Source organism: Gardnerella sp. DNF01151, from assembly GCF_049244235.1.
Taxonomy (GTDB): Bacteria; Actinomycetota; Actinomycetes; order Actinomycetales; family Bifidobacteriaceae; genus Bifidobacterium; species Bifidobacterium swidsinskii.
Window position 1 is genome coordinate 1,324,280 of sequence record NZ_CP058389.1, and the last position, 25,038, is coordinate 1,349,317.

Annotated in this window: 14 protein-coding genes and 1 other RNA gene; 3 read left to right on the plus strand and 12 right to left on the minus strand. The window is 44.1% G+C overall.

The genetic code is table 11. The annotated features are described in order from the left end of the window. The 3 genes from prfA to HXT37_RS05620 form a co-directional block, all read right to left on the minus strand. Window positions 1-1,098 (minus strand): peptide chain release factor 1, encoded by a 1,098-nt coding sequence (gene prfA / locus HXT37_RS05610; protein ID WP_012914392.1) that lies wholly within the window; start codon window positions 1,096-1,098, stop codon window positions 1-3. 139 nt (window positions 1,099-1,237) lie between these two features. Continuing rightward, window positions 1,238-1,450: a 50S ribosomal protein L31 gene (gene rpmE / locus HXT37_RS05615; protein WP_004118797.1), complete on the minus strand. Its 213-nt coding sequence runs from the start codon at window positions 1,448-1,450 to the stop codon at window positions 1,238-1,240. A 157-nt stretch (window positions 1,451-1,607) separates the two neighbouring features. Further along, entirely contained in the window at window positions 1,608-10,400 is an 8,793-nt protein-coding gene (locus HXT37_RS05620) for an InlB B-repeat-containing protein (RefSeq protein WP_421779414.1), read from the minus strand. 326 nt (window positions 10,401-10,726) lie between these two features. On the opposite strand from HXT37_RS05620, the gene ssrA reads away from it, so the two are divergent. Then, window positions 10,727-11,123, plus strand: a transfer-messenger RNA (tmRNA) gene (gene ssrA, locus HXT37_RS05625). Between the two features lie 68 nt (window positions 11,124-11,191). Here ssrA and miaA read toward each other — a convergent pair. After that, window positions 11,192-12,205 carry a tRNA (adenosine(37)-N6)-dimethylallyltransferase MiaA gene (miaA, locus tag HXT37_RS05630; protein WP_421779416.1) on the minus strand — a complete coding sequence of 338 codons (1,014 nt, stop codon included), beginning with the start codon at window positions 12,203-12,205 and terminating at the stop codon, window positions 11,192-11,194. Window positions 12,206-12,347: 142 nt separating this feature from the next. Here miaA and HXT37_RS05635 point away from each other — a divergent pair, with 142 nt between their 5' ends. Further along, window positions 12,348-13,157, plus strand: a complete 810-nt coding sequence (locus HXT37_RS05635; protein WP_004108491.1) for a GTP pyrophosphokinase — start codon at window positions 12,348-12,350, stop codon at window positions 13,155-13,157. 184 nt (window positions 13,158-13,341) lie between these two features. Then, window positions 13,342-14,088, plus strand: a complete 747-nt coding sequence (locus HXT37_RS05640; protein WP_004108493.1) for a Bax inhibitor-1/YccA family protein — start codon at window positions 13,342-13,344, stop codon at window positions 14,086-14,088. A gap of 660 nt (window positions 14,089-14,748) precedes the next feature. On the opposite strand, the gene tuf is transcribed toward HXT37_RS05640, so the two are convergent. The 8 genes from tuf to HXT37_RS05680 form a co-directional block, all read right to left on the minus strand. Next, window positions 14,749-15,948, minus strand: a complete 1,200-nt coding sequence (gene tuf / locus HXT37_RS05645; protein WP_004118785.1) for an elongation factor Tu — start codon at window positions 15,946-15,948, stop codon at window positions 14,749-14,751. 168 nt (window positions 15,949-16,116) lie between these two features. After that, window positions 16,117-18,246: an elongation factor G gene (gene fusA / locus HXT37_RS05650; protein WP_004107409.1), complete on the minus strand. Its 2,130-nt coding sequence runs from the start codon at window positions 18,244-18,246 to the stop codon at window positions 16,117-16,119. 42 nt (window positions 18,247-18,288) lie between these two features. Continuing rightward, on the minus strand, window positions 18,289-18,759 hold the full coding sequence (rpsG, locus tag HXT37_RS05655; RefSeq protein WP_012914396.1) for a 30S ribosomal protein S7: 471 nt from the start codon (window positions 18,757-18,759) through the stop codon (window positions 18,289-18,291). 3 nt (window positions 18,760-18,762) lie between these two features. After that, window positions 18,763-19,134: a 30S ribosomal protein S12 gene (gene rpsL, locus HXT37_RS05660; protein WP_003813881.1), complete on the minus strand. Its 372-nt coding sequence runs from the start codon at window positions 19,132-19,134 to the stop codon at window positions 18,763-18,765. A 267-nt stretch (window positions 19,135-19,401) separates the two neighbouring features. Then, window positions 19,402-20,640, minus strand: coding sequence for a cell division protein FtsQ/DivIB (locus HXT37_RS05665; protein ID WP_004108502.1), 1,239 nt, complete (start codon window positions 20,638-20,640; stop codon window positions 19,402-19,404). A 52-nt stretch (window positions 20,641-20,692) separates the two neighbouring features. After that, entirely contained in the window at window positions 20,693-22,255 is a 1,563-nt protein-coding gene (murC, locus tag HXT37_RS05670) for a UDP-N-acetylmuramate--L-alanine ligase (RefSeq protein WP_102703202.1), read from the minus strand. Then, window positions 22,255-23,454, minus strand: a complete 1,200-nt coding sequence (locus HXT37_RS05675; protein ID WP_076003024.1) for a UDP-N-acetylglucosamine--N-acetylmuramyl-(pentapeptide) pyrophosphoryl-undecaprenol N-acetylglucosamine transferase — start codon at window positions 23,452-23,454, stop codon at window positions 22,255-22,257. Before HXT37_RS05675 ends, murC begins: the two co-directional genes overlap by 1 nt. A 50-nt stretch (window positions 23,455-23,504) precedes the next feature. Beyond that, on the minus strand, window positions 23,505-24,716 hold the full coding sequence (locus tag HXT37_RS05680) for a peptidoglycan glycosyltransferase FtsW (protein ID WP_233186349.1): 1,212 nt from the start codon (window positions 24,714-24,716) through the stop codon (window positions 23,505-23,507). Window positions 24,717-25,038: the final 322 nt, after the last annotated feature.

The following is a 25,038-nucleotide window of genomic DNA, read 5'->3' on the forward strand; positions in this document are numbered from 1 at the left end:
TTACTTGGCTTGCGCTAAGCGGTCAGCTTCATCCGCCTGAATATCACTGTCGATAACAGGCTGCAAATCGCCGTCAAGAACCTGATCAAGATTGTAAGCCTTGTAATTCGTGCGATGATCCACAATACGATTTTCTGGGAAATTGTACGTGCGGATTCGCTCAGAGCGGTCGAGCGAACGCACCTGTGAGTGGCGCATATCCGCCGCTTCTGCTGCCTCCTGCTCGTGCTTCATAGCGAGCAAACGAGACTTTAACACGCGAAGGGCTGCCGCACGGTTTTGAATCTGCGACTTTTCGTCTTGCATGCTAACAACAATTCCGGTTGGAATATGTGTCATGCGAACCGCAGAATAAGTAGTGTTCACGGACTGCCCACCAGGGCCGGAGCTCATGAAAATGTCGATCTTCAAATCTTTTGGATCGATTTCGATTTCGTCGTCATCTTCGTCTGCTTCTGGGAACACGATTACGCCAGCTGCGGAAGTTTGAATACGTCCCTGCGATTCCGTAACTGGGATTCGCTGCACGCGATGCACTCCGCCCTCATACTTCATGCTTGCCCACACGCCATCTTCTGGAGCAGGCGTACCTTTTGCTCGAATCGCAAGCTGCACGTCTTTTACGCCGCCAAGTTCCGTTGAATTTTCGCTTTGGATTACGGTAGTCCAGCCGCGCTTTTCCGCGTAACGCATGTACATACGCAATAAATCGCCAGCAAACAAAGCCGCTTCTTCGCCGCCTGTGCCAGCTTTAATTTCCATAATCATATCGCGCGCATCATCCGGATCCCTAGGAATTAATGCAGTGCGAAGCTTTTCTTTTGCTGCTGGAATCTGCTCTTCTAAGCGCTTAGCTTCTTCAGCGAAATCTGGATCGTCGCTTGCCATTTCGTTTGCGGCTTCAAAGTCGTCGCAAAGCTGTTTGTAATTTAGGTAAGCGTTTACGATTGATCCAAGTTCTGCGTGCCTACGACCGAGCTTACGAATAGCGTCCGGATTTGACGCAACTTCCGGGCTTCCCATACGACTTTCAATATCGCGATACTCTTCTAACGCGGTAACTGCTGCCGGGAATTGTTCCTCTACTGACTCAGCCATCATATTCCTTTGTAGTCACGCTTAACGCGGATTGTAAATCAAAAATTTAAATGTTAAATATTAAACACACATGTTTAGCACATAAAACGCCAGCCCCGATTCCGCGAGTTACACGAAAGCAGGGCTGGCGTCACAAAAGCTACTTAGTCTTCTTACCGTAGCGCTTCTCGAAGCGAGCCACGCGACCGCCGGTGTCGAGAATCTTCTGCTTGCCGGTATAGAATGGGTGGCACTTTGAGCACACGTCAACCGTCATGTGATCGCCATCAGCGGTAGAACGAGTTACGAAAGTGCTTCCGCAAGAGCAGGTAACCTGCACTGCGTGATAGTCGGGATGAATACCCTGCTTCATAATGTCTCCTATGGAATTCGGGCGACCCGGGTCGCAAAGCCCCAATAGCTAAGCGTGAACCGGAACCTTCGTAATTCTAGTCACCACCCTCGACGCGCTTATAATCCGCATAAAAATGGAGCGCATGAAAAATTCAAACGCTCCAAATTTAAATAAATTATTTATTATTGCGACGCTTGCGATGGTGTTTGCCAGTCTTTACCACCGCAAGACCAATTGCTGCGATTGCTGCCGACAAAATACCAGCGGATGCAGAAGAAACCGTATTGCTACCAGTTTTAGCTAATTCCGGCTTTGCTCCAGCAGTTTCTTTTACATCCTTTTCTTGCTTCTTTTCATTCTCAATAGTTACGTCATATGAAGTATAAGAATCAAGAGAAGGAATAGCTCGTTCAGGCGTTGGAGCAGGTTTGCTCTCAGAAATCACATCAATTTCAACAGTAATTTCCGCTTCGCGACCATACTTGTCGGTAGTAGTAAACGTTAGCTCAACTTTCGGCTTGCCGTCAACAATCTTAGGCGTGCCAGAAATCTTGCATTCAGTACCAGCGCAATTTGCGTTAATGCCGTTTACAGAAGTTAAGCCTTGAGCAACTAACTCGTTAATAGTTACTTTCTTGCCGTCTACTGTAACCGTTGTGTTATTAACATCTCCTTCAGTCATGTTTTGCAATCTGAAGTTCGTTAAAACACCCTCGCAAGCAGAACCACTAAACTTAAACTTCATAGGAGCCATCTTCTCAAAGTTTGCAGTAATAATGGTTTCGCTTTCTGGGAATACCATTGCAATATCAGCGTCAGTAATACCAACTTGCACAAGTAAATTCTTCAAAGCTTCAATAGTTGAGTGTTGTGAATTACGAATTATTTTTGCCGTATATGACTTTCCTAATATTTCAGCAACAATAGCCAATCTATTACGACTTGCTTCATAACTCATATTCTCGTTATTTATAGCTTCAGCAAGAATATTCTTTATAGCCGCAAATGTAGAATTCTTAGATTTGCGGATTACATTAGCTGTAAACGACATGCCATAGCGTTCAGCAATCTTAGCTAATGTTTCACGCTCAATATCAGTTGATTTGTGGTTATCAGCACTGTTATAGATGGTATCAATATGTTTAGAGTAAGATACTTCATCCCAATTCTTGAATATGTAACCTTTGTTAGCAAGAACGTCTGGAATATAATTCTTTATTTCAGACATTCTATCTTTACGCACCCAGTATGTATGCATTGGTGACTGCATAGTTCCGCCATTGCCAGCTACATACGTTACCTTTGTGTAGTTTTCTAAAATGAACTTTCCTGCTTGGCTGCCAGCTGAAGGCAAATCTCGCTCTGCAATCACATTCGGAAGCACTTGAATAGGTACATTTTCATAACGTACTATCTTTGCACCCTTCTTATTTGGATCAGATGTTTCAACCTTCACTCTAACGGTAGTAATTCCAGGCTTCGCAATTCGAACAGAATTTGCACCGGAAGAATAAACTACACCAGCACCGTGCATGCCCGCAATCTCTAGGTTATTAGGATCAACACCAGACACAAGCTCATCAGGAGCAGGAACTTCATCTCCAACACTCTTAACAAACTGAGATACATTCACAGGCATATCAGCAATCTGATTTGCTACATATACGCGAATTTGCCTATTGTCGTTTGTGTCATTCTCAGGAACAGGCTTGTTGCCTGCATCATAAACTTCCCACTTGCTAAAGCCCTTAAGACGGTTCTTCAACTCATTAGTTTTTCCAGCAACGTCATCATCATACTTAGTACTATCGGACTTAAAGTAGATAACTTTCGGTTTATATGATCCATCATCCCACTTTCTTCCGAAAGCTGGTAAGAACACATACGGCACGTAGTTATCTGGAACTTTCTCATTACTCTTCGCGTCGATGATGTTCATCACCTTTTCATACACTGCTTGGTATGTAGTGTTTTCAGAGTACTTTAATTTACGAATCTCATCATTCGATAACAACTTTTCACCATTCGCGTTTTGCACATCAACGCTAGTTGCAGATGCTGGTTCACTTACCATCAAAGTAGTGACAGGAATTTCAGGTTGATTTGCTAAGCTTCTTCTTGCACGCGAACGAGCATCAGAATTATCATTATCAACAAAATTCTCGAGCTTCCTCCAGCCTTTGAACACGTAATGGTATCCATCAGCGTCATAATCCTTGCCAACAGCTTGCGGAGCTTTTACGCCCGTAACATCGTCTTTAAGAACGTAGTACAGCTTAGTAGTATCTTTATCAAGGCTGCCCTGATCTTTATGATCAACTTGATTGGCATTTATAAAGTTGACCTTAACATACTTATCCTTATTGAGAACAAGATCACGCTCTGCAGCAACACCAGTAAGAGGATTAGTATCACCAGGCTGATGTGAAGGCTGAGTACTATCTGGTTTCGGTAGGCTTTTATCGTACATCAACTGATAAAGCACCTTTAAGCGTCCTACAAGTCTATAAGTCTTGTAATCTGCTGCATCCTTATACTTAACTGTAACTTTCAAAGGAACAGTGTACAAAGCAGGCTTCTTAAGCATCTTCTGCTTTAACTTATTTTGTTCAGCTTCAGTTGGCAAATCATATTCGACTTTTATGTCTTCTATGCCATTATTCACAGCAGCATCTGCTTTGAGCTGAGACATATTAGTTATAAAATCGGTTAACTTTGGAAGCGTGTCAGGCTTATCTTGCACAGCGACCAAGTAATCAGTCTGCACTGCTGGCTCTGTCCAAGGGGTTTGATCTGCCACGAACTCTTGGAATGGTTTATCAACTTTCCAATTCGAAACATCATCTATAGGCGTTACTTCTTCTTTGCCATTAATCATGCTGCTTCGATTCCAAGTTCCCTTAGCATTGGTTAGGTTCTCTTGAAGCCTTGTCAACGCACTAGTCTGGTCGCTAGCACTGTAAGGAATTTGCGAAAGATCAGTACCCTTCTTTACGTAGAACACCTTAGGGCCGTCTGTGCCGTCCTTCCACTTTCGTCCTGGAGCAGGCTTGAAGATTGCAACTACAGAATCTTCTGGAACTGTTCCATTGTCGGACGAGCTGGAGAAGTAGTCGATTCGCTTGTAAATAGCGTGGTAAGTTACGCCGTCTTGCAAATTTACTTTCTTGTAGCGGTCGCTTGAATTTATGTCAAACGTCTGCTCTTGTTTTGGATTTTCAGCAGTCGGCTTTACAACATTAGTCGCCCAACCCTTAAACACGTAGTGGTAATGCTGGTCGCTGTAATCATTGCCGAAAGCTTGCGGCACGCGGATTCTAACTTCCTTACCCTTATAAACGTACGCAGTAAGCGTAGTTTTTTCACCAGCAGGATGATTGGCATTATCTCCATCGTGACCAATAATAGTGCCTTCATCATTCTTGCCGGTGAAAGTAATCGGCGCATACTCGTCAATATGCGCTTTGCCGTAGTCAGTAGCTTTAAACTTATCCCACTCGCTTGCGTACACCAAATCCGGCAGCACGCGGTACAGCACTTCAGCTTCAGCAATGTTATTGCCAAGATGCACTTGCACTTTAATCTTGTGTAATCCTGGAGTGTTGTCAAACTTTTCGCCAGGCGCAAAGCTGAACGTAGCACCAGTTGGATACTCATAAGAATTCGTTATAAGCTTCTTAGCATCATCACTACTTCCAGTACTAATATTCTCAAGTGGCGTAAGCACTTGCGGAGCTGCGGCAATAGGAGCCTTTAGCTTGAAGTGAGCAGTGTAAATTACCTCAGGATTGTTCTGCTCTTCGGAACGAATCGGCAAGCGATTCACACCATCGGAATACTGAAGCGTATGCGAGCCAACTTCAGACGAACCGACTTTTGAAGTCCAACCAACAAACTCAAATCCAGGCTTTGCTTTCACTGTTGGAAGTGGCATTTGATAAGCTTTTGTGCCCTTAATTGCGTCGTACACAAGAACAGAGCCGTCAGCTACATCCTTGTTCTGCCAGTCAACAACGCTGCCCATAGAGTCTTGACCATCAGCCACTTTGAACACGTAGCGCGTGTAGTGATCTGGGCGAGCTTGCTTATCGTCATTGCGTTTAAGTACGCGAACGTCTTTATATTTGAAGATGAATGTATCTTCTCTAGTCTGCTTACCTTCGCTATCAGTAGTATAAGTAATATTCTGCTGTGTGCTTTCCGGCATAAAGCCTTCAATCGGCTTGTAGAATACTACGTCGTACTTTCTGTTTACAGAGCTGACTTCGCTTTCTGGAAGAAGCTCCTTACCGTTTTGATCAATATACTTTACCTTATACTTGCGCGTATTGTACGTTTGGTAAATAAACTCGCCAGTATTCTGCTTCTCATCACTCGAGGCTTCAAAGCTCGTGAACTGCTTATCTGGGAAGTGCGTTTCGTCGCTGTAGACTGCTTCCGCATTGTAGCGCAAATGCTCGCGCAAGCCGGAAACCGTTTGAGTAGAAACGTGATCCACCATCGCGGCTTTTTCTGCGTCTGAAAGACCCTCTTTCTTATAGTCAGCAAACGTTACGCCTGGCTTTAAGAATATGTGCTTAAAAGTACCGTTGTAGCGAGTATCCTTAACCCACACTGCATCAAGCTTTATATCTTCTACTACTTTATTGCCAAAAGCGTACGGCAAAGTCGTGCCGTTCTTTTTAATCTCCCAGCCGTAGAAGTCGTAGCCTTTGCGCGTTGGGGTGCTTATCTTCTTTTCGTCAATAACATGGTAGCGAGGGAACTTCTTTTCCGTAACTACGTCGGAGCCACTTATTTCATTGCCGTTGTCGTCGGTTTTCGGCATATGGTAGTCAAACGTTACAGTGTGCTGAATATCAGTTGGAAGACCCCACGCAGCGTAAAGCTTAATGCCGTTGACTGGCATTGTAATATCTTTGTTTTCGCCATTTATAAACTGAGTACCAGCCTGATCAACAGCCCAGCCTTTAAACACATAGTCTTCTGGCAAATCAGCAGGGCGAACGATGGAGTAAGTCTTGTTATTAAGCGTGAAAGTGTACTTGCCGTCGAACTGCTTAGACGTATTACCGGCATCGTCTTTAGTTACAGAAGCATCATAAGATGTATCGTTTCCGTATAGCTCTTTGTCTTCGCCCGTCAAATCTTTTTTGCCGCGCTTAGTCAAACTATACTCGAACGGCAGGCTCTCTTTAGCAGAGCCATTGCCGTCCTTTATAGCCTTGCCATCCGCATTATAAAACTGCACATCGTACGACTTGCGGTTGTACCTAAATTCAAGTAGTTTGTTAGTTTCAAATTCAGTTGCATCACCAGAATAATCTTCTTGTTCATCTACTGGAACGCCCCTATACTTTCGAAATGCTAAATGATACTTTTTAGCAAAAGCATTCTTCTCATCATCACTTAAATCATCCCAATTCCCATGACCATGAGATTCGTTATACCACTCTTCCCGATTATCTTCAAAGTCGAATGAATCTAACGAATCACCAACTTTTGTCTTATCATAACCATTAGCAGGATTAAAACCTGCAATAGATGGAGCTGTATATAAATAACCCGAATTGTCAGTATCATCTTTGCTATATGAATCAGTTGAAAGCTCATAATCATTGTCGCCTATATCATCGCCACCGTTTTTAGCAGACGCAATACTTTGCTTCCTAATAATCACCTGTATAGGCGCACTTTTACTACTGATATCAGCAGTAAGCAGACGCTGATTATCTTTTAGCTCGTATTGCTGTGCACTAGGATTCGAAGGGTCATCACTAATTTTAGGCGCTTGATTATTACCTTGTACACGGAATTTAGGATCAGCAAATTCTTTTATAGTAAAACGATACGGAGGAGTGTCACGATAATTCACTTCACCTGCATATCCAAGCTGCCATCCTAAAGAGCCTATATTTTCTTCATTAAAATCTAATTCATTTATATCAGGCCAAATATCAGTAAGCTTTTGACCGTAACGAACTTTTACGCGGTAGCCCTTATGGTCAATTTTGTTGCCATCGTTATCTTCATTTTCGCTATCATACTTCGTTGAGCAATTGCCACCATCAGCATAGCAATAAATAGTTGTTTTGCCGCTTTCGTCTTTTCTTTTTATAGCAGCATTGTTACCCCTATCTACGCCAGTAGGCTTAGCAAAAATAAGCTCGTAAGTCTTGCGGTCGTAAACTAAGTTAAGAGTGTTGTTTAAGTCGTTCGCGCAAAGCTGCGATTTACTACGTTTGCCTAAATCTGGGTGACCCGGCACAAAATCATGTTGCTCAGTGTTAAGCTTTTTAGTAAGCTCCTTATTCACATGGAAGTAGCGTGTGAATATATCCTTGCCTTTGTTTGAAGCGTCACCAGGATTCGCGGTATCATACCCGTCTAAGCTTGTTACAGGCGTATCGTTCATCCAGTTGAACTTTGAAATTAAGCCGTCTTTGTAACTCTTATCCTTCGTGCCCTGCAACTCTTCTTTCGTTAAGCCAAGCTCTGGGTTTTCTACATAATTATCTTCGTTTTTACCATTAAGCTTACTAGTATCATTAGCAACGCCGGCATCATTCATCTTATTAAGCGCAACGTCACTCTCTGTCTTCACGTTCTTGCGCTCAACAAGACCAACAAAGTCGTAGTTTGCAAGCGAATCCGGATGCTCTTTGTCAACCAAATCCGCTTTTTGCACCCACACGTTCACGCGGTAGCTAGTAGTATTGTTCGCTTCCCAATTAGCGCGGAATTGCACATTGTGATCCGGCATCTTGTAGTCATCAAGAGAAACAATAGTATTCTCAGCATAAAGCGGATCACTCTCTTTGCTAGGATCTACTAAAGACCATCCTTTAAAAGTGTAACCGCGCCTAGTTGGGTTCGTAACTTGTGGCACATCTTGCTGGTAATACACTTTTTGAGCAGTAACATCCGTGCCGCCATCAGAATCGTACGTAACTTCATACGCTTTACGGTAGTAGCGAAGGTTCAAAACTAGCTTGTCTTTTTCATCTTCAGAATCCGAAAGCGGCGAGCTAATAAGATTATGCTCCGGTTCATAGCCTGGGATGTACGTTGAAACAGCTGTTACATCCGAGCCAACTGTGCCCGTAATCTCCGTAACGTGTATTTTTTCAGTAGTGCCATCCTTATGCGTTACAGTAATTACTTTACCTATACCCAAATTAGGAGCATCGATAAAGTTATCCTTATCCTTAAGATCCTGCACCAAGTGACGCACATAGTACTTAGCTGTTTTAGGAGCGTAGTTGATATTCAACTCGCCGTAGTACTGAATGCCGTCTTTTGCTTGTGGCTGAGCAGACGATGAAGATTGCGTAGTTGTCGTTGTTTGAGATGACGAAGTTTGCGGAGCTTGAGCGCCGTTATTGCCTCCAACAGCCTGCCTTTTCTTTACAGCGTATTCTTTAATAAGATTTTTGTCTAGACGCAAGTAACGAACAGCGTCCGCATTCGTACCGTCGTCAATAACGAACTCGTTTTTATCGTTTTTAATGTAGTACTGGTATGTGCCTGAATGATATACAGATGGGCGGTATCCAGCAGCCTTTGGAAGCTCAATGTACTCGTACTTGCCATCTTTGCCTAGATTATCGAAGTCTTCTTGATCAATTGTAAGCTCATACGGCTGCACAAGCTGCTTATTCGCAGCTCCGCCAATCGTATAGCGAATTTGCAAATTATACGTAGCTTTTGGCTTTTTGTCGGTTTGTACCTGTTCGTTGGCTTGCTCTGTGTTTTCAGCAGTTGGATGCTGCTCATTCGGCTTAATTACCTGGCTGTTTGGATCAGTTGCTGCGTTATTAGTTGTTGTGCCAGCGTTCGATGTAGAAGCAGGTGAAGGATGCTCATTGTTCGAAGCAGGCGTAGTGCTTTTCTCTTCGCCTGAGACGTTTGCATTTGCACCTTGTGCAGTTGTATTTTCTGTACTTGGTTTCGCTGTAGTTCCAGCACCAGCGTTAGACGCTGTACCTGTTGAAGGTGCAGGAGCAGACGGTGCAGTCGTATTATCTACAGTGTTCGCAGTCGGAGCTGCAGACGCATTATTTGCAGACGGTGCAGTCGAGGTTGCAGGCGCACTTGTTGTAGTAGTTACACTATTCCCGTCGGAAGCACCATCGCCGCTCTCAACAGACCTACGAACACGCCCCTTTGGCGCATTTGCATTACTTAATGCAGGAGCATTTTCTGCGTGAGTGCTTGAAGATTGTGCGCTTGTATTCTGCACTGGCGCAGGCGCACTTACTGCAGCAGATACAACAGATCCAACGGCATTTACCGTATTTTCAGTAACATTTGCCTCTGAACCTGAAGTTGCATTTTTAATCTCAGAAATATTTGTATGCGTAGCAGACTGAACACTATTAGAAGCTTTATTAGAATTTGCAGACTCAATATTCTTCGCATTTTGCAAATTCTTCGCATTCTGCAAAACACGTGCATTCTGAGCGTTCTCAATAGTCTCATAAGAATGTCCGAAATTAACCTGTTCTGAAGAACTGCCTAACTGCGAGTCAATTTCGCGCTGTTGTGCTTCTTGTTGTTGCGATTCGTGCTGTTTTGCTTCACTCTTACTTATTTCACGCTGCTCAATCTCACGCTGTTGTGCTTCACGCAACTTTTGCATTTGTGCATCATGCCGCGCAAGCTCTACAAACTTTTGAGTTTGAGCACTCTTATTAAGCACGCCAGCACCCCAACGCTGCATGTTCAATTCTTCTACATCAGGCTTACCTTTGCCCATTTTTTGCGTCATATTAGACGCATCGATAATATCTTTTTGAGTAGGCTGAAGCGCGGAAGCTACAACAGATGGCAGCATCATTGCCAAAGTTGAAGCAACAGCAACTCCAGCAACTCCCTTATGCAAAGCACGAGAACGCTTCACCGCATGAGCCTTACGAAGTGTTCTTCTTGGTGCCACATCACCGTGTAAATCTTTACGCTCTGCCATTATTTCTCCTCACTCCAACCAATTTCAAGTAGACCACGCATACTTATAAATCTTCATATGTACTATACATGAATACAGTATATGGGCATAAAATAAACATTTTGTTATAATCTTTTATTCATTACAAATCAACTACAACTCATATTTACGCTTGGCAAATAAAATCACCTAACTAATAATATACTAATCAATACCCCCCCCCCCAAAAAAAAATCACCCGAACGACTATGCCATGAGGAATAAGTGCTCAAGCAGTTCGTAACGTTAAAATATGATACAATGTAGAAATGTGTGCTCTAGAGCAACAATTGTTTGAAAAATCAAAAGGGGTCGATCGGTTTCGACGGCGATCTGTTCGCCGCGGGGAAGCGTGCCGAGAATGCGGAAGTCCACTCGTAAACGTCCTTTCGCAAAAGAATAAGTGCTAAATCTAATCGCACTGAGTTCGCTCTCGCTGCCTGAGCTTCGCGCCAGGATTAACCAGTGAGCAGCTGCTCCGTCCACCCACTCACGTCTTCGGAGTGGTGCTGAACGTCATGAGAAGACTTGCTTGAATTGCTGGGCTGCAGGGCAATTCAGGGACTTTTACTGTAGATATGCTCGCCATGAATTGTCTGCTATAACATGGGGGCAGAAAAACTGCCGTGCGGCCAGCAGACTACGCACGTAGAAGACCGAGGGTACGGTCACCGGACCGGGGTTCAATTCCCCGCGACTCCACAGACGCAATAACGCCACTGCCCACACAGTGGCGTTTTTTGTAGCAAAACCCAATGTTTCCAAGATTTAAGTTAAGCTTCGAAAGCATCTCCGAGATGGTGCTGAGTAGCGTGCTCAGTAGCATCAGAACTATTGCAATCAAACTCCCCCGCATCCGCAGCATCAACAATCGCGAGCGCAGCTTCCGCAAGATCCAGTCGCAACGCGTCCAACCAGTGGATGCGAGCATCCCTACCAAACCAACCCATTTGTTTGCGTGCAAGTCGTCGAGTTTTTTGTGCAATATCCGCAAAAGCCTCATCCTCTCTCCACACGCCATCCAAATAATCCATAATCTGCTGGTAGCCAAGAGCACGAGATGCAGTCACACCCAATCGCCCTCGAATCGCGCGCACCTCATCCACAAAACCCTGCTCACGCATAATTTGCGTACGTAAATCCACGCGCTTATCTAAATCTTCACGACGCAAATCTAAGCCAATTTGCACGCAATCAATCACATACTTATACTTCGGAAGCGTTGCGGAATAAGGCTTTCCCGTAAGCTCAATCACTTCAAGCGCGCGAATTGTACGTCGCGGATTGCGCGCATCCATATGAGCCGCAGCAACCGGATCCTTTTGTTGCAACTCATCAAACAGCGCACTCGCTCCCTCTTTGTGCTCGCGCTCCTCCAAAGCTGCACGAATAGACTCATCCGTGCCTGGAAATGTAATATCATCCACAGCAGCACGAGCATACAATCCCGATCCTCCAACTAAAATCGGCCTCACACCACGCGATTGCAACTCACTAATACACTGTCTGGCCAAAACTTGAAATCGCGCAACCGTCATCGTTTCTTCAGGATCAATTATGTCAAGCAAATGGTGTGGTACTTCCGCCTGCTCCTGCGCACTCGCCTTAGCCGTGCCAATATCCATGTAACGATACATTTGATACGCGTCTGCGTTGATGATTTCCGCACGAATCCCGCGCTCAGCTAATTTTTTCGCAAGCGCAATACCAAGACTAGTTTTGCCTGAAGCCGTAGGACCAACTATTGAAATTACTTTAGGAATATTATCCTGCTTATTTTCAGACAAAATACACTCCTCGTCAAAATACTTTGCTAGATTTTGCTTGCGCTCAATTACCTAAGATATTTATATCACGCTTTGCAAAGAATATTACATTTGCATATGCACTCCCAGACGTTTAGCAGTTTTTATAGTATTATTAAAAGACGTGATACTTGATCGTCATAACCGCGTAAACGCAGCAGAACTCTATGCGCGTCTTCATAGCAACGAAGCAGCTAATGAAAGCAGCAACGTTAGCAGCAATGTTGACAATACAAAAAACCAACAAAATTGCTCCCAATGCGGCAAAACTAATTCGCTTATGCTTCCTGAAGACCAAATCGACGAATTTGTAAACATGATGCAAATTTACGAAGGAGCAATGTACGAAATAAGTACGAAGCTCGAGATTCTAGATAGCGAATTTCAGGTGCGGTTCTCTCACGACCCAATTCATCACATGGAGCGTCGTCTTAAATCAGTACACTCAATTTTTGAGAAACTGCAAAGGCGTCATCTAGATATTTCCACACGCTCTATACGCGATAATCTTTTCGACGTAGCTGGAATTCGCGTAATTTGCAACTACTGCGACGATGTGTATTCTGTAGCGCAATATCTTTCTAAACAAACAGACATTCAAGTATTGCAAGTTAAGGATTATATTAAGAATCCAAAACCTAATGGATACCGCAGTTTGCACGTAATTTATGCAGTTCCTGTGTTCTTGTCTTCTGGAGCACACTACACGCCAGTTGAAGTGCAATTCCGAACTATTGCTATGGATTATTGGGCTAGCTTGGAGCACGCTTTAAGATACAAAGCCGGTTTGCCGGATGCAAAGTTGGCTGAGCACTCTCAAACTTTGCTCGATTGCGCGCATAGCTTGCAAAATATTGAAACACAAATGCAAGGTATTCACCGCGATATTAATGGTGCTCCTCAAGTTGAAGAAGCACCTAATAGTAAGGCATAATATAAATACGAAGCGCAAGCTTATGCCATATTAGGCGTAATCTTATGCAAGATTAAAACCAGCTTATTGTACGAACGTATAAATTATGCTGTATTTTTTTAGCATTTTCCCAGATGCTTTAATTATAATTATGTGAGAACGTTGTCTTGACAGCGTTTTATTTCATAGCTGTTAAGGAGAAATAATGACAAACTTTACTCAAGATTATTACAGAAGCGGTGCTCCTGAGGTTATTGACACTCAGGCAACATATGCTTTTGAAGAAGCAAAAAGAGTTTCAGTAGGACGCACCTATGGCGAAATGACGCTTGGATTGATTGTTACAACTCTTGTGGCACTGTTCACTCAGAGCGGTAATTTCTGGCTTAGATTTATGTTTGCAACCCGCGGATGGGGTTGGATAATGTTGGCAATTGCTCAGGTTGTGATAGCAGTTGTTCTTGGAACACGCTTAATGAAAATGAGTGAGACAACAGTACGAGTTTTGTTCTATGCTTATGCTGCTTTAACAGGATTTACTTTAAGCTCAGTCTTTCAAGTATTTAGCCTTGGATCTGTGGCATTAGTATTTGCTTTAACTGCAGGATTCTTCCTGTGCTTGACAATGCTTGCACTTACTACAAAAAAGGATTTGCTTAAAGCTGGTCCAATTTTAATGGTTGCATTACTTGTATTCGTTGTTGCGCAAATTATTATTTCGTTTATTGGGCAAGATACTGGAACAATGCGTCTTATGGCTGGAATTGGCATCGTTATTTTTGCAGGTTTAACAGCTTACGATGCTCAGCAAACTCGCGCATTACTTGCACAATATGAAAATCAGCCTGAAATGGTTAAGAAAGTATCTATTTTCTGCGCATTCCAGCTGTTCTTGGACTTCATTAACATGTTCATCTACTTGCTAGAGTTGCTTGGAGATAATAGAGATTAGCAATACTAAAACTAACATACGTGTGTTAGTTGCTTAGCTATTTAACCCTGCCAGATTAGTATTTGGCAGGGTTTTATTATGCTCTCTGTACTCCAAACGCGAACGCGTTAACAGTGCCGAGCGTTACTAACACCCATCTCTCACACACTTCTCAAATCACCTACCAGAGACAGACACTAACGCAGAACACAAACTGCACCAGTAACGAAAAAACAGTGGCGCTCACGCGGGTAACGCGCTCGCTTACGAAACTCGCGTTGGAAGTCCCCCGGACTTCCAACCTAAGCGAGTTTCCGCTCCGAGTTGCTTTCGCGCGCTAAATCGCAGCGCTCAAGCAGGTCGTCGCGCCAACGTGAGCATCAAATCCCGCGATTGGAGCTCCAAACCCACCAAAACACTCCAAACAAGAGAACACTACCCCACTAATCTGCCCTGCCTTCGTCTTTTTATTGACGAAGGCAGACCTCGCTTGCGTTGAAAGCACACTGTGCTTTCAACCCTGAGCAAGCTCGGCGCTCCGAGTTGCTTTCGCGCGCTAAATCGCAGCGCTCAAGCAGGTCGTCGCGCTGATAAAACAAGCACATACAACAAAAGACCCCACGAGTTTCCTCGCGGGGTCTTTATTAAGCCTTAGCTAATATTTTTCAGTTAGAAAAAATACTAGGCAAGAATCTTGGTCACACGACCGGAACCAACGGTACGGCCACCTTCACGAACTGCGAAGGTCAAGCCCTCTTCCATTGCGATTGCCTGAATCAACTCAACAGTGAAGGTTGCATGATCGCCTGGCTGAACCATCTCAACACCGTCTGGCAAGGTGATAACGCCGGTGACGTCGGTGGTGCGGAAGTAGAACTGTGGACGGTAGTTGGAGAAGAACGGCGAGTGACGGCCACCTTCGTCCTTGGTCAAGACGTAAACTTCGCCTTCGAACTTGGTGTGTGGGGTCACAGAACCTGGAGCAGCCACAACCTGACCACGCTCAACATCGGTACGGTTGATACCACGGAGAAGAAGACCAGTGTTATCGCCAGCCTCGGCCTCATCCATCTGCTTGTGGAAGGTCTCGATGGAGGTAACGGTGGTGGTCTGAGTTGGACGCAAACCAACGATCTCAACTGGGGTGTTGATTGGGAGCTTACCACGCTCAACACGACCGGTGACAACGGTACCACGACCGGAGATGGTGAACACATCTTCGATTGGCATCAAGAATGGCTTGTCAAGATCGTGAGTTGGGGTTGGGATGTACTCGTCAACAGCCTTCATGAGCTCCTTGACGGTCTCTACCCACTTCTCGTGATCTGGAGCGTCATCATGCAAAGCACCGTAAGCAGAGGTGCGGATGACTGGGCAGTCGCGATCGAAGCCGTTTTCTTCGAGGAGGTCACGAACCTCTTCTTCGACGAGGTCGATAAGTTCTGGATCATCAACCATATCGCACTTGTTCAAAGCAACGAGGATCTTCGGGACACCGACCTGCTTAGCGAGCAAAACGTGCTCACGGGTCTGAGCCATAGGACCATCGGTAGCAGCAACCACGAGGATTGCGCCATCCATCTGAGCAGCACCGGTGATCATGTTCTTCACGTAATCAGCGTGGCCTGGAGCGTCCACGTGAGCGTAGTGACGCTCAGCGGTCTGATACTCGATGTGTGCGATGTTAATGGTAATGCCGCGTTCCTTCTCTTCTGGAGCGGCATCAATCTGATCGAAGTCATACTGAGGGTTCAGATCTGGATACTCGCCATGCAGCACCTTAGAAATAGCCGCGGTCAAGGTAGTCTTACCGTGATCAACGTGACCAATGGTACCAATGTTAACATGCGGCTTAGTACGCTCGTACTTTTCCTTTGCCATGTGTTTGTCCTCCTGGACGTCTCGTAGTTTGCCTCACACATTTGTGAGAGGTCTTTCGCTACATATTACTGGGTTTCTGGGTTAGGTGCCACTTCGGTGCCAGAACCCAGTCAACGTAGGAAATTCTAGCGTTGACCGGGGACAGAAAACACCGAAGTAGCGTGCGCTTTATTCGCCGCGCTGAGCCTTAATAATCTCGTCCGAAACGGCCTTCGGGACCTCCGCGTAAGAGTCCATCTGCATGGTGAACATTGCGCGGCCCTGAGTCTTGGAACGAAGATCGCCAATGTAGCCGAACATTTCGCTCAGCGGCACCTTGGCGTCGATAACTTTCACGCCAGTGGCATCAGTCATAGACTGGATGTTACCGCGACGAGAGTTCAAATCGCCCATGACGTCGCCCATGTACTCTTCTGGAGTACGGACTTCGACAGCCATAATTGGTTCGAGAATTACCGGATTAGCCTTAGGAGCAGCTTCCTTGAAGCACATGGAACCTGCGATCTTGAAGGCCATTTCCGAAGAATCGACATCGTGAGTCTGACCGTCGGTGACGGTTGCCTTTACACCCACAACTGGGAAGCCAGCCAAAACGCCGGATTCCATAGCTTCCTGCACGCCTGCATCGATTGAAGGAATGAATTCCTTGGTGATGTGACCGCCGGTAACTTCGTTGACAAACTGGTAGGTTTCGCCAGATTCTGTGTCGAGAGGTTCGAAGTTCATCAAAACCTTTGCAAACTGACCAGAACCACCGGTCTGCTTCTTGTGAGTGTATTCCTGGTTCATAACAGCCTTACGAATCGTCTCACGATAAGCAACCTGTGGCTTACCAACATTCGCTTCGACCTTGAACTCACGACGCATACGATCAACGATAATGTCAAGCTGAAGCTCGCCCATACCGGAAATCAAAGTCTGACCAGATTCCTCATCGGTCTTAACCTGGAATGTAGGATCCTCGTCAGAAAGCTTAGCCAAAGCCAAGCTCATCTTTTCCTGATCAGCCTTCGTCTTTGGCTCCACAGCAACCTCAATAACAGGATCTGGGAATGTCATGGATTCCAAAGAAATTGGGTTCTTTTCGTCGCACAAAGTATCACCAGTGCTGACGTTCTTCAAACCAACGAAGGTGTAGATGTTACCAGCTTCAGCTGAATCTACAGGATTTTCCTTATCAGCATGCATCTGGAAAATCTTACCAACGCGTTCCTTCTTGGACTTCGTGGAATCGTACACGGAATCGCCTGGCTTTACTTCGCCAGAGTAAACGCGCACGAACACGAGCTTGCCATAGAATGGATGGGTTGAAATCTTGAATACCAATGCTGCGAATGGATCTGTATTAACTGGCTTACGGTCAATTTCAACAGATTCGTCGCCTGGCTTGAAGCCCTTAATAGATGGAACATCTTCTGGGCTTGGGAGGAAGTCGACAACAGCATCCAGCATTGGCTGAACACCCTTATCCTTGAATGCAGAACCGCAAGTTACTGGGAATGCCTTACGCTCAATGGTAAGCTTACGGATACCAGCGCGCATTTCTTCTTCAGTAAGTTCGCCAGTTTCGAGGTACTTCTCAACCAGCTCATCGTCAGCTTCAGCAACCTGATCCATAAGTTCAGCACGATACTGTTCTGCACGTTCCTGCAAATCTTCAGGAATGTCAACGGTGTCATAGTGAGCACCCATATCGTCCTTAACGTCATTCCAGACGTAAGCCTTCATACGAATCAAGTCAACAACGCCAACGAAGTCGTTTTCAGCACCGATTGGAAGCTGAATAACGAGTGGAGTTGCACCGAGCTTCTCCTTGATGGTCTTGACGGAATAGTAGAAATCAGCGCCAAGCTTATCCATCTTATTGATGAAGCAGATACGTGGGACGCTATACTTATCAGCCTGACGCCACACGGTTTCAGACTGAGGTTCCACACCTTCCTTACCATCGAAAACTGCTACAGCACCATCGAGCACGCGAAGGGAACGTTCCACCTCAGCGGTGAAGTCCACGTGACCTGGGGTATCGATGATGTTGATCTGATAGCGGTCATCAACGTCATGAGTTTGACGCTTCCAGAAGCAGGTAGTTGCAGCAGACTGAATAGTAATACCGCGCTCCTGCTCCTGAGCCATGAAGTCCATGGTAGAAGCACCATCATGAGTTTCACCGATTTTGTAGTTCTTACCAGTGTAGTAAAGAATACGTTCGGTGGTAGTAGTCTTACCAGCATCAATGTGCGCCATGATGCCGATATTACGAACCATATTCAGGTCGTTAAGCACATCTTGTGCCATATTCTTATCCTTAGCTCTTTAAGATACCGATTATCTTGTGGATTACCAGCGATAGTGAGCAAAAGCCTTGTTTGCTTCTGCCATCTTGTGGGTATCCTCGCGGCGCTTCACGGAAGCACCCAAGCCATTGGAGGCATCGAGAATTTCGTTGGCCAAGCGCTCAGCCATAGTCTTTTCACGACGAGCGCGTGAGAAGTCAGTAAGCCAGCGGAGGGAAAGAGTGTTTGCGCGAGCAGGCTTAACTTCGACTGGAACCTGATAAGTTGCACCACCAACGCGGCGAGAACGAACCTCAAGATTTGGACGAATGTTATCAAGAGCGCGCTTCAATACAGAAACTGGCTCCTGCTCGGTCTTTGCCTTCACCTGCTCAAGAGCGGTGTAGACGATGTTTTCTGCGATGGACTTCTTACCATCGAGAAGGATTTTGTTAATCAACTGAGCCACGACGGTCGAGCCGTAGATTGGATCAGGAAGCAGTTGATGCTTTTTTGCAGGTCCTTTACGTGACATGTTTTACTTCGCCTTCTTTGCTCCATACAGGGAACGACCCTGCTTGCGGTCCTTGACACCCTGGGTATCTAATGCGCCACGCACGATGTGGTAACGCACACCTGGGAGATCCTTCACACGGCCACCACGCACGAGCACGATGGAGTGCTCCTGCAAGTTGTGACCTTCGCCTGGAATATAGGCGGTTACTTCAATACCAGAGCTGAGGCGCACACGAGCAACCTTACGAAGCGCGGAATTTGGCTTCTTAGGAGTGGTGGTGTATACACGGGTGCATACGCCACGACGCAGCGGGCTACCCTTCAAGGCCAAAGTCTTTGACTTTTTCGGCTTGGCCTGACGTCCTTTACGGACAAGTTGTTCAATCGTAGGCAACTTAAGTTCTCCGATTCATTGTTATCTTCTATTTGGTGAAAACCGCCACACTGCAGCACACCATAACCAAAGAATCGGTTAAAGAGTAAAAGCCACAGTCCACCGGCCCGATGGCCCTCGCGCCTCCAGCCACACATTACTGCGCGCTATCTTTGGCACTTGGGATATCCCAACCAACACGCCTATAACATAAGGCACGTTGTTGGCACACACAAATTGCTATTATACACCTAATCTTGACAATGCAATTAATAAAGTTTTAAAACCCTATTTAAGAATTGGACGCACAGGAGCAGACACATCTAAGCTGCGTTTATTGCCAATTTTACTAGGATCATCAATAATCTTGGCAACAATAGCTTTCTTTAACTCAATCTGAGACGAATTGCCCCATATGATAGTTTTTTTAACATCCCCTAATTCTGTTTCGACAGAATCTTGAGTTTTTGCACTAACTTTCGTAACTCTAGCTCGCAAAGATTCCGAAAGTGAACTAACAATTTTTACAGCTTCAAGTACCGCTCTATTATTCAAACTTCTTTGCACATTTGAAACTTCGATAACAGGTATTCCTTGCGTTGGAACTTGAGCTACGGCATTTAACACGCGACCTTTAGCGTCAACAGCAGTTAATTTATTGCTATCTCGAGTTTTGAGCATTGCTGCAGGACGTTGCGCATGTACAGAAACATGCAAACCATTAGGGAAATTCTTAGAAACTTTTGCTTCAGTTACACCAGGAATATCGTTAAGTTGGTTAATTACTTCTTGAGAAGAAACTAAAAATAGCGATTTACCAACCTGAGTTGACGCAATTGAAGCAATTTTTTGCTCACTCACCCACTCGTTAGAACCAGAAATACTTATATCGTTAGACTTAAGAAGAAAAACTGGCGAGAAGAATAAAAACCAAACAATCGCTGAAACAGAAGCAATCACTGCAAGAATTGCAAGAATTCGTTTAACAGTAAATTGCAAATAAGCAGATTTACGTTCTTTCAAACGCTCTCGAAAATTAATTATTCTAGGACGAGTAATCATTCCAAGAGAACCAGAAGTTTGACTTAAAGTTTTTCTTACAAAATCAAGCTTCGGCAAAAGTCTAGCGTCAACAAACTTACCTTGATGATTTTTTTCATTGATATCAGCTACTCGTATTTGCGATGTGTTTTGGCTGATTATATGCCTTTGAAAACGCTGGTCTTTGCGCAACGACGAAGCAGATCTAGGTTTAGAAATATGAATTTTTTCATCACGCGTTTTTTTGATACTAGATTTTTTTATATTAGATTTTCCGATATTAGATTTCGCACCACGAGCTACACCACTACGCAATTCATTATTAAGCAATTCAGCACTACGAGACGCACTGCTACGAGACGCAATGCTGCTGGATTTATTACTACGAGACTCTTCAGTACGCGCAATATTAAGACTTGAAACGGTACGACGATGCGAATTATTTGCATCAGCATCGTACGATTTGCTTGACCTCACGCGACCCATAATTACCTCTCGTAATAATCTATTTATATTTTAATCGCTTAATTTCAAAGCACTACAATGCTTCTAGCATAACAGACGTCATAGCAGTAATACTTCCTGCACCAACTGTAAGCAGCACATCACCAGATTTTGCACGCAAAGTCAGTTTCAACGCAGCTTCGCGCATATCGTCAACCGCTTCAATTTTTACATCAAGATTCTGCGATTTTGCAGCTTTAACAATAGTTTCAGCATTAATATTTGGAAAATCTTCCTGCTTTTCGCGAGCTGGGAAAATTCCTGTAACAATTACATCGTCTGCAAGAGCCAAAGATTTTGCAAACTCATTAGCAAAAGCCTGCGTTCTGGAGAACAAATGAGGCTGAAACAGCACGCGAAGAGTAGAAGAAGTGTACTTTCTTCGAGCAGCGCGCAATAATGCAGCTATTTCAGTTGGATGGTGAGCATAATCGTCCACAACTGTCACACCATCAACACATCCACGAATATCAAAACGACGAGACGCACCTCGGAAGCTTTCTGCACTACGAGCCGCATCTTCTGGATTCATACCGAGCAATACTGCAGCAACAATAGCTGCAGAAGCATTAAGCGCATTATGCAAACCTGGTATTAACAAGCTAACTTGCACCTTATTCGAACATTTAGCATGTTCATCCAAAATTTTTTCTGGCAATACAAGCGTAAACATTTCTCGACCACTTACAGCTTGCTCATTTTCATGCTCAATACTTGCGAACATGGCTAATTTTTGTACGCGCGAGCTGACTTTTAGGCTCCAAGTATCCAAATTACCGTAAGCAATTGTTTTGTTTAAAATATTATCCGGCATAGCTTCAAGTACTTTTCTAGCACCTTCGTCTTCTGCACAAATTATTACGTTATTAACAGCATGACTTACGTGCTCAACAAATGCTTCTCTGTATCGTTCACTAGAGCCATAATGATCCAAGTGATCTGCTTCAGCATTTGTTACGATTGCAATACTTGGGCTGTATTTTTCAAAACTTCCGTCAGATTCGTCAGCTTCAGCAACCATAACAATTCCATTGCCAGCATGACCGCCGTCTAAAACTGTTCCGTCTGCAGCTTGAATAGATCCGCCGATTGCGTAGCTTGGATCAGCCAAATCGCCTACTGCAGCCACAGTTAATATATGAGAAAGAAGTGAGCTAGTAGTTGTTTTTCCATGCGCTCCAGCAACAGTCACGCCAGTTTTTGCAGATAATAATAACGCAAGAATATCGCTGCGATGAACAAGCTTTATGCCGCGCTCATGTGCTGCCATAATCTCCGGATTGCTCGGTTTAATAGCGCTTGAATACACGAGTACATCTGCATGCTCAACGTGTGAAGCACTTTGTCCAATTTCTACTTCAATACCTAATTCTTCCAAGCGTTGAGTGTGATCATTTGCTTCGCGATCACATCCACTTACGCTTACCCCCTCTTCATGCAACATTTCTGCCAGAACACTCATTCCAGCTCCACCAATACCAATAAAATGCACTCGACCTAATTTTGAAATTGTTTGCGAATCATCAAATGCTGATTTTACTGGGTTTAAATCAATATTATTATGAAATGAAGTTGTATTGCTATTAAGATTAGTCATTACTTTCTGCCTTCTTTTGCGATTTCAAGAATATGCTTCGCCATAACGTCTGCAGCATCACGAATACCATAATTCCAAGATTTAGTACGCATAGCTTGTAATTGCTTTTTGTTTTGCAATAAAGCTAATCCTTCATCTATAAACCACTTTGCATTGAAATCAGCATCATTTACCATTACTGCTCCCCCTGCATTTACTACAGGCTCAGCATTGAAACGCTGCTCGCCGTTGCCAATAGGCAATGGCACGTATACAGCAGGTAAGCCAAGTGCAGAAATTTCTGCAACCGTTCCAGCTCCTGCACGACATATAACTAAATCTGCACAAGCAAAAGCCCAATCAATACGCTCTAGATATTCTGCAATATGATAATCGCCACAGCCAGCATGCTCTGGTTTAATATCGTTTATTTGCGATTCGCCTACTTGCTTTGCAACTATATTTCGCACTTCTTCCGCTTTTGCGCGACCAGTTAAGTGAATTACTTGCGCATGTTTTAAAATATCTCCTGCTGCTGCAGCAACAGCTTGATTTATGCTTTTTGCACCCAAAGATCCGCCAGTAACAAGAATAATTGGACGTTTAGGGTCAACGCCAAGTTTTTGCGCACCTTCAACGCGAGCGGAATCATAATCTTTTTCTAATCTTTCACACAATTGAGAAATAGCAGGTCTAAGAGGTAAACCAACTCTTTCAACTTTGACACCTTTTCGTGTGCGCAAATCAGTATTCCCATAAACTGTTCCAACAGCATCAGCCCAACTTGCGCCCAAGCGATTTGCCATTCCAGATTTAGCATTCTGCTCGTGAATCACAATAGGAATATGCTGCGCATGAGCTTGAGAATATACTGGAGCAGAAGCATAGCCACCGAAGCCCACTACTATATCTGCTTTTCTAGCGGCTAGTATATTTCGCACTTTGCGTTTTTCGCGCATCCATCGAATTGGAAACTTAATTGCATCTAGATTTGGCTTACGCGGGAACGGCACTTTTTCTATAGTGTCAAGTTCGTACCCTGCATTCGGAACAAGACTTTTTTCCAAACCAACTTCTGTGCCAATTACACTAATTAACGCTTCAGGATTGAGCTTTTTAATAGCGTTTGCGACAGAAAGCAAAGGATTGACATGACCTGCAGTGCCCCCGCCTGCAAGAACAATATGCACTTCATGCTCAATAGCATTATCAAATTTCATTTCACTACCCTTGTTATAACTTTCATATTATAAAAAGTTGTAAATACTTACTACTTCGATATAGTAAGTTGCGGATTGGAACGCATAAGACCATCAGCTACGCCAATTGCGACCAAACACATAACAAGCGAAGAACCACCTGCGGACACAAACGGCATAGGCACTCCCATAACCGGAAGTATTTGCACAACAACAAGAATATTAACTAATCCTTGGCCTACAATCCACGTTGCAATACACATTAATGTGATTGAAATAAATTGCGATTTCGCTTTTAATGCTGAAGATAGTATGCACCAACCAATAATTACGTATAGCAAAATCACTGCTGCTGCAACCAAAAAGCCCATCTCTTCGCCAATAATAGCGAAAATAAAGTCATTGTGAGCGTAAGGCAAATAATTCCATTTTTCACGAGAGTTTCCGATGCCAACGCCTAATAGTCCACCAGAAGCCATTGCATATTGAGCGTGAATTGCTTGGAAACAAACGCCTTTAGCTGATTTTGCATCACATCCGTGCAAAGTAGCAAGAATACGTCGCATACGATTTTGGCTTGTTAAAACCAAAAGAGCAACCATTATGCAAGCAATAAATATGCTTCCAACAAGCCATTTTGTTGGGAATCCACCTAAGTAGAAAGCTATAAGTGCAATAAGAATAATAATTAAAGCAGTACCAAGATCCTTACCTGCAATAACAAGCAACAACGATACGCCAAGTCCTGCTGCTACAGGAATATACGCGCGCATTTGCACACGCTCATATGCTTGTTTTGCAGCAATCAAAGCTACTGGAAGCCAAATACATAATGCAAGTTTTGTAATTTCTGCAGGCTGCAAAGTCATAGGGCCGAAAGCAATCCAACCAGCATTACCATTAACTTCACGTCGTAAACCTGGAACAAATGTTAAGAACTGTGCAATAACAGAAATAATGTAAATAACAGCAACGTATCGTCTATAAACTGTAACTGGAAGTCGAGAAGCGAAAATATAGCCAATTAAGCCTAAAACGCAATACATTGTTTGGTTTACGCCTTGACCCCAAGGTGCAATTCCGTAGGTGATCATAGTTACTGAAGAACTAGAAAACACCATAAATAAGCCGAAAATCGACAGTATAACCACTGATACTCTCATGCCGTATAAGCACCACAGTGGGTTAGTTAAACTGCGCAAGCCAACGTATTTCTTTAATTCTGAATCTTGAGTTTTGCGCTCTAACGAGTTTTTTGAGTAGTCTTTTTTCGAGGAAAATATTCCAGATACAGTATGCGCTAATTTTGCGTATTTGATTGACTTTGCCGGCTTTGCTGTATTTGCTGGCTTTGCTGTATTTGCTGGCTTTACTGTATTTGCTGGTTTCGCTAGCTTTGCTGGTTTCGCTGGTTTCGCAGCTTTCGACTTCTTTACATCTTTTACAAATTTTACAGATTCATTTAAAGAAGAACCTACAGATTTGCCAACTTTAGTAACAGAACTACTTACGGACTTACTTACAGACTTTCCTACAGATTTGCCTAATTCCTTACCCGCTTTGCTTGCATACGCTCCTGCTTTGCTTACGGACTCGCCTACTTTA

Coding starts and splice junctions, on each gene's coding strand:
- prfA (WP_012914392.1), bottom strand. CDS start 1,098: ATGGCTGAGTCAGTAGAGGAACAATTCCCGGCAGCAGTTACCGCGTTA.
- rpmE (WP_004118797.1), bottom strand. CDS start 1,450: ATGAAGCAGGGTATTCATCCCGACTATCACGCAGTGCAGGTTACCTGC.
- HXT37_RS05620 (WP_421779414.1), bottom strand. CDS start 10,400: ATGGCAGAGCGTAAAGATTTACACGGTGATGTGGCACCAAGAAGAACA.
- HXT37_RS05640 (WP_004108493.1), top strand. CDS start 13,342: ATGACAAACTTTACTCAAGATTATTACAGAAGCGGTGCTCCTGAGGTT.
- tuf (WP_004118785.1), bottom strand. CDS start 15,948: ATGGCAAAGGAAAAGTACGAGCGTACTAAGCCGCATGTTAACATTGGT.
- fusA (WP_004107409.1), bottom strand. CDS start 18,246: ATGGCACAAGATGTGCTTAACGACCTGAATATGGTTCGTAATATCGGC.
- rpsG (WP_012914396.1), bottom strand. CDS start 18,759: ATGTCACGTAAAGGACCTGCAAAAAAGCATCAACTGCTTCCTGATCCA.
- HXT37_RS05665 (WP_004108502.1), bottom strand. CDS start 20,640: ATGGGTCGCGTGAGGTCAAGCAAATCGTACGATGCTGATGCAAATAAT.
- murC (WP_102703202.1), bottom strand. CDS start 22,255: ATGACTAATCTTAATAGCAATACAACTTCATTTCATAATAATATTGAT.
- HXT37_RS05675 (WP_076003024.1), bottom strand. CDS start 23,454: ATGAAATTTGATAATGCTATTGAGCATGAAGTGCATATTGTTCTTGCA.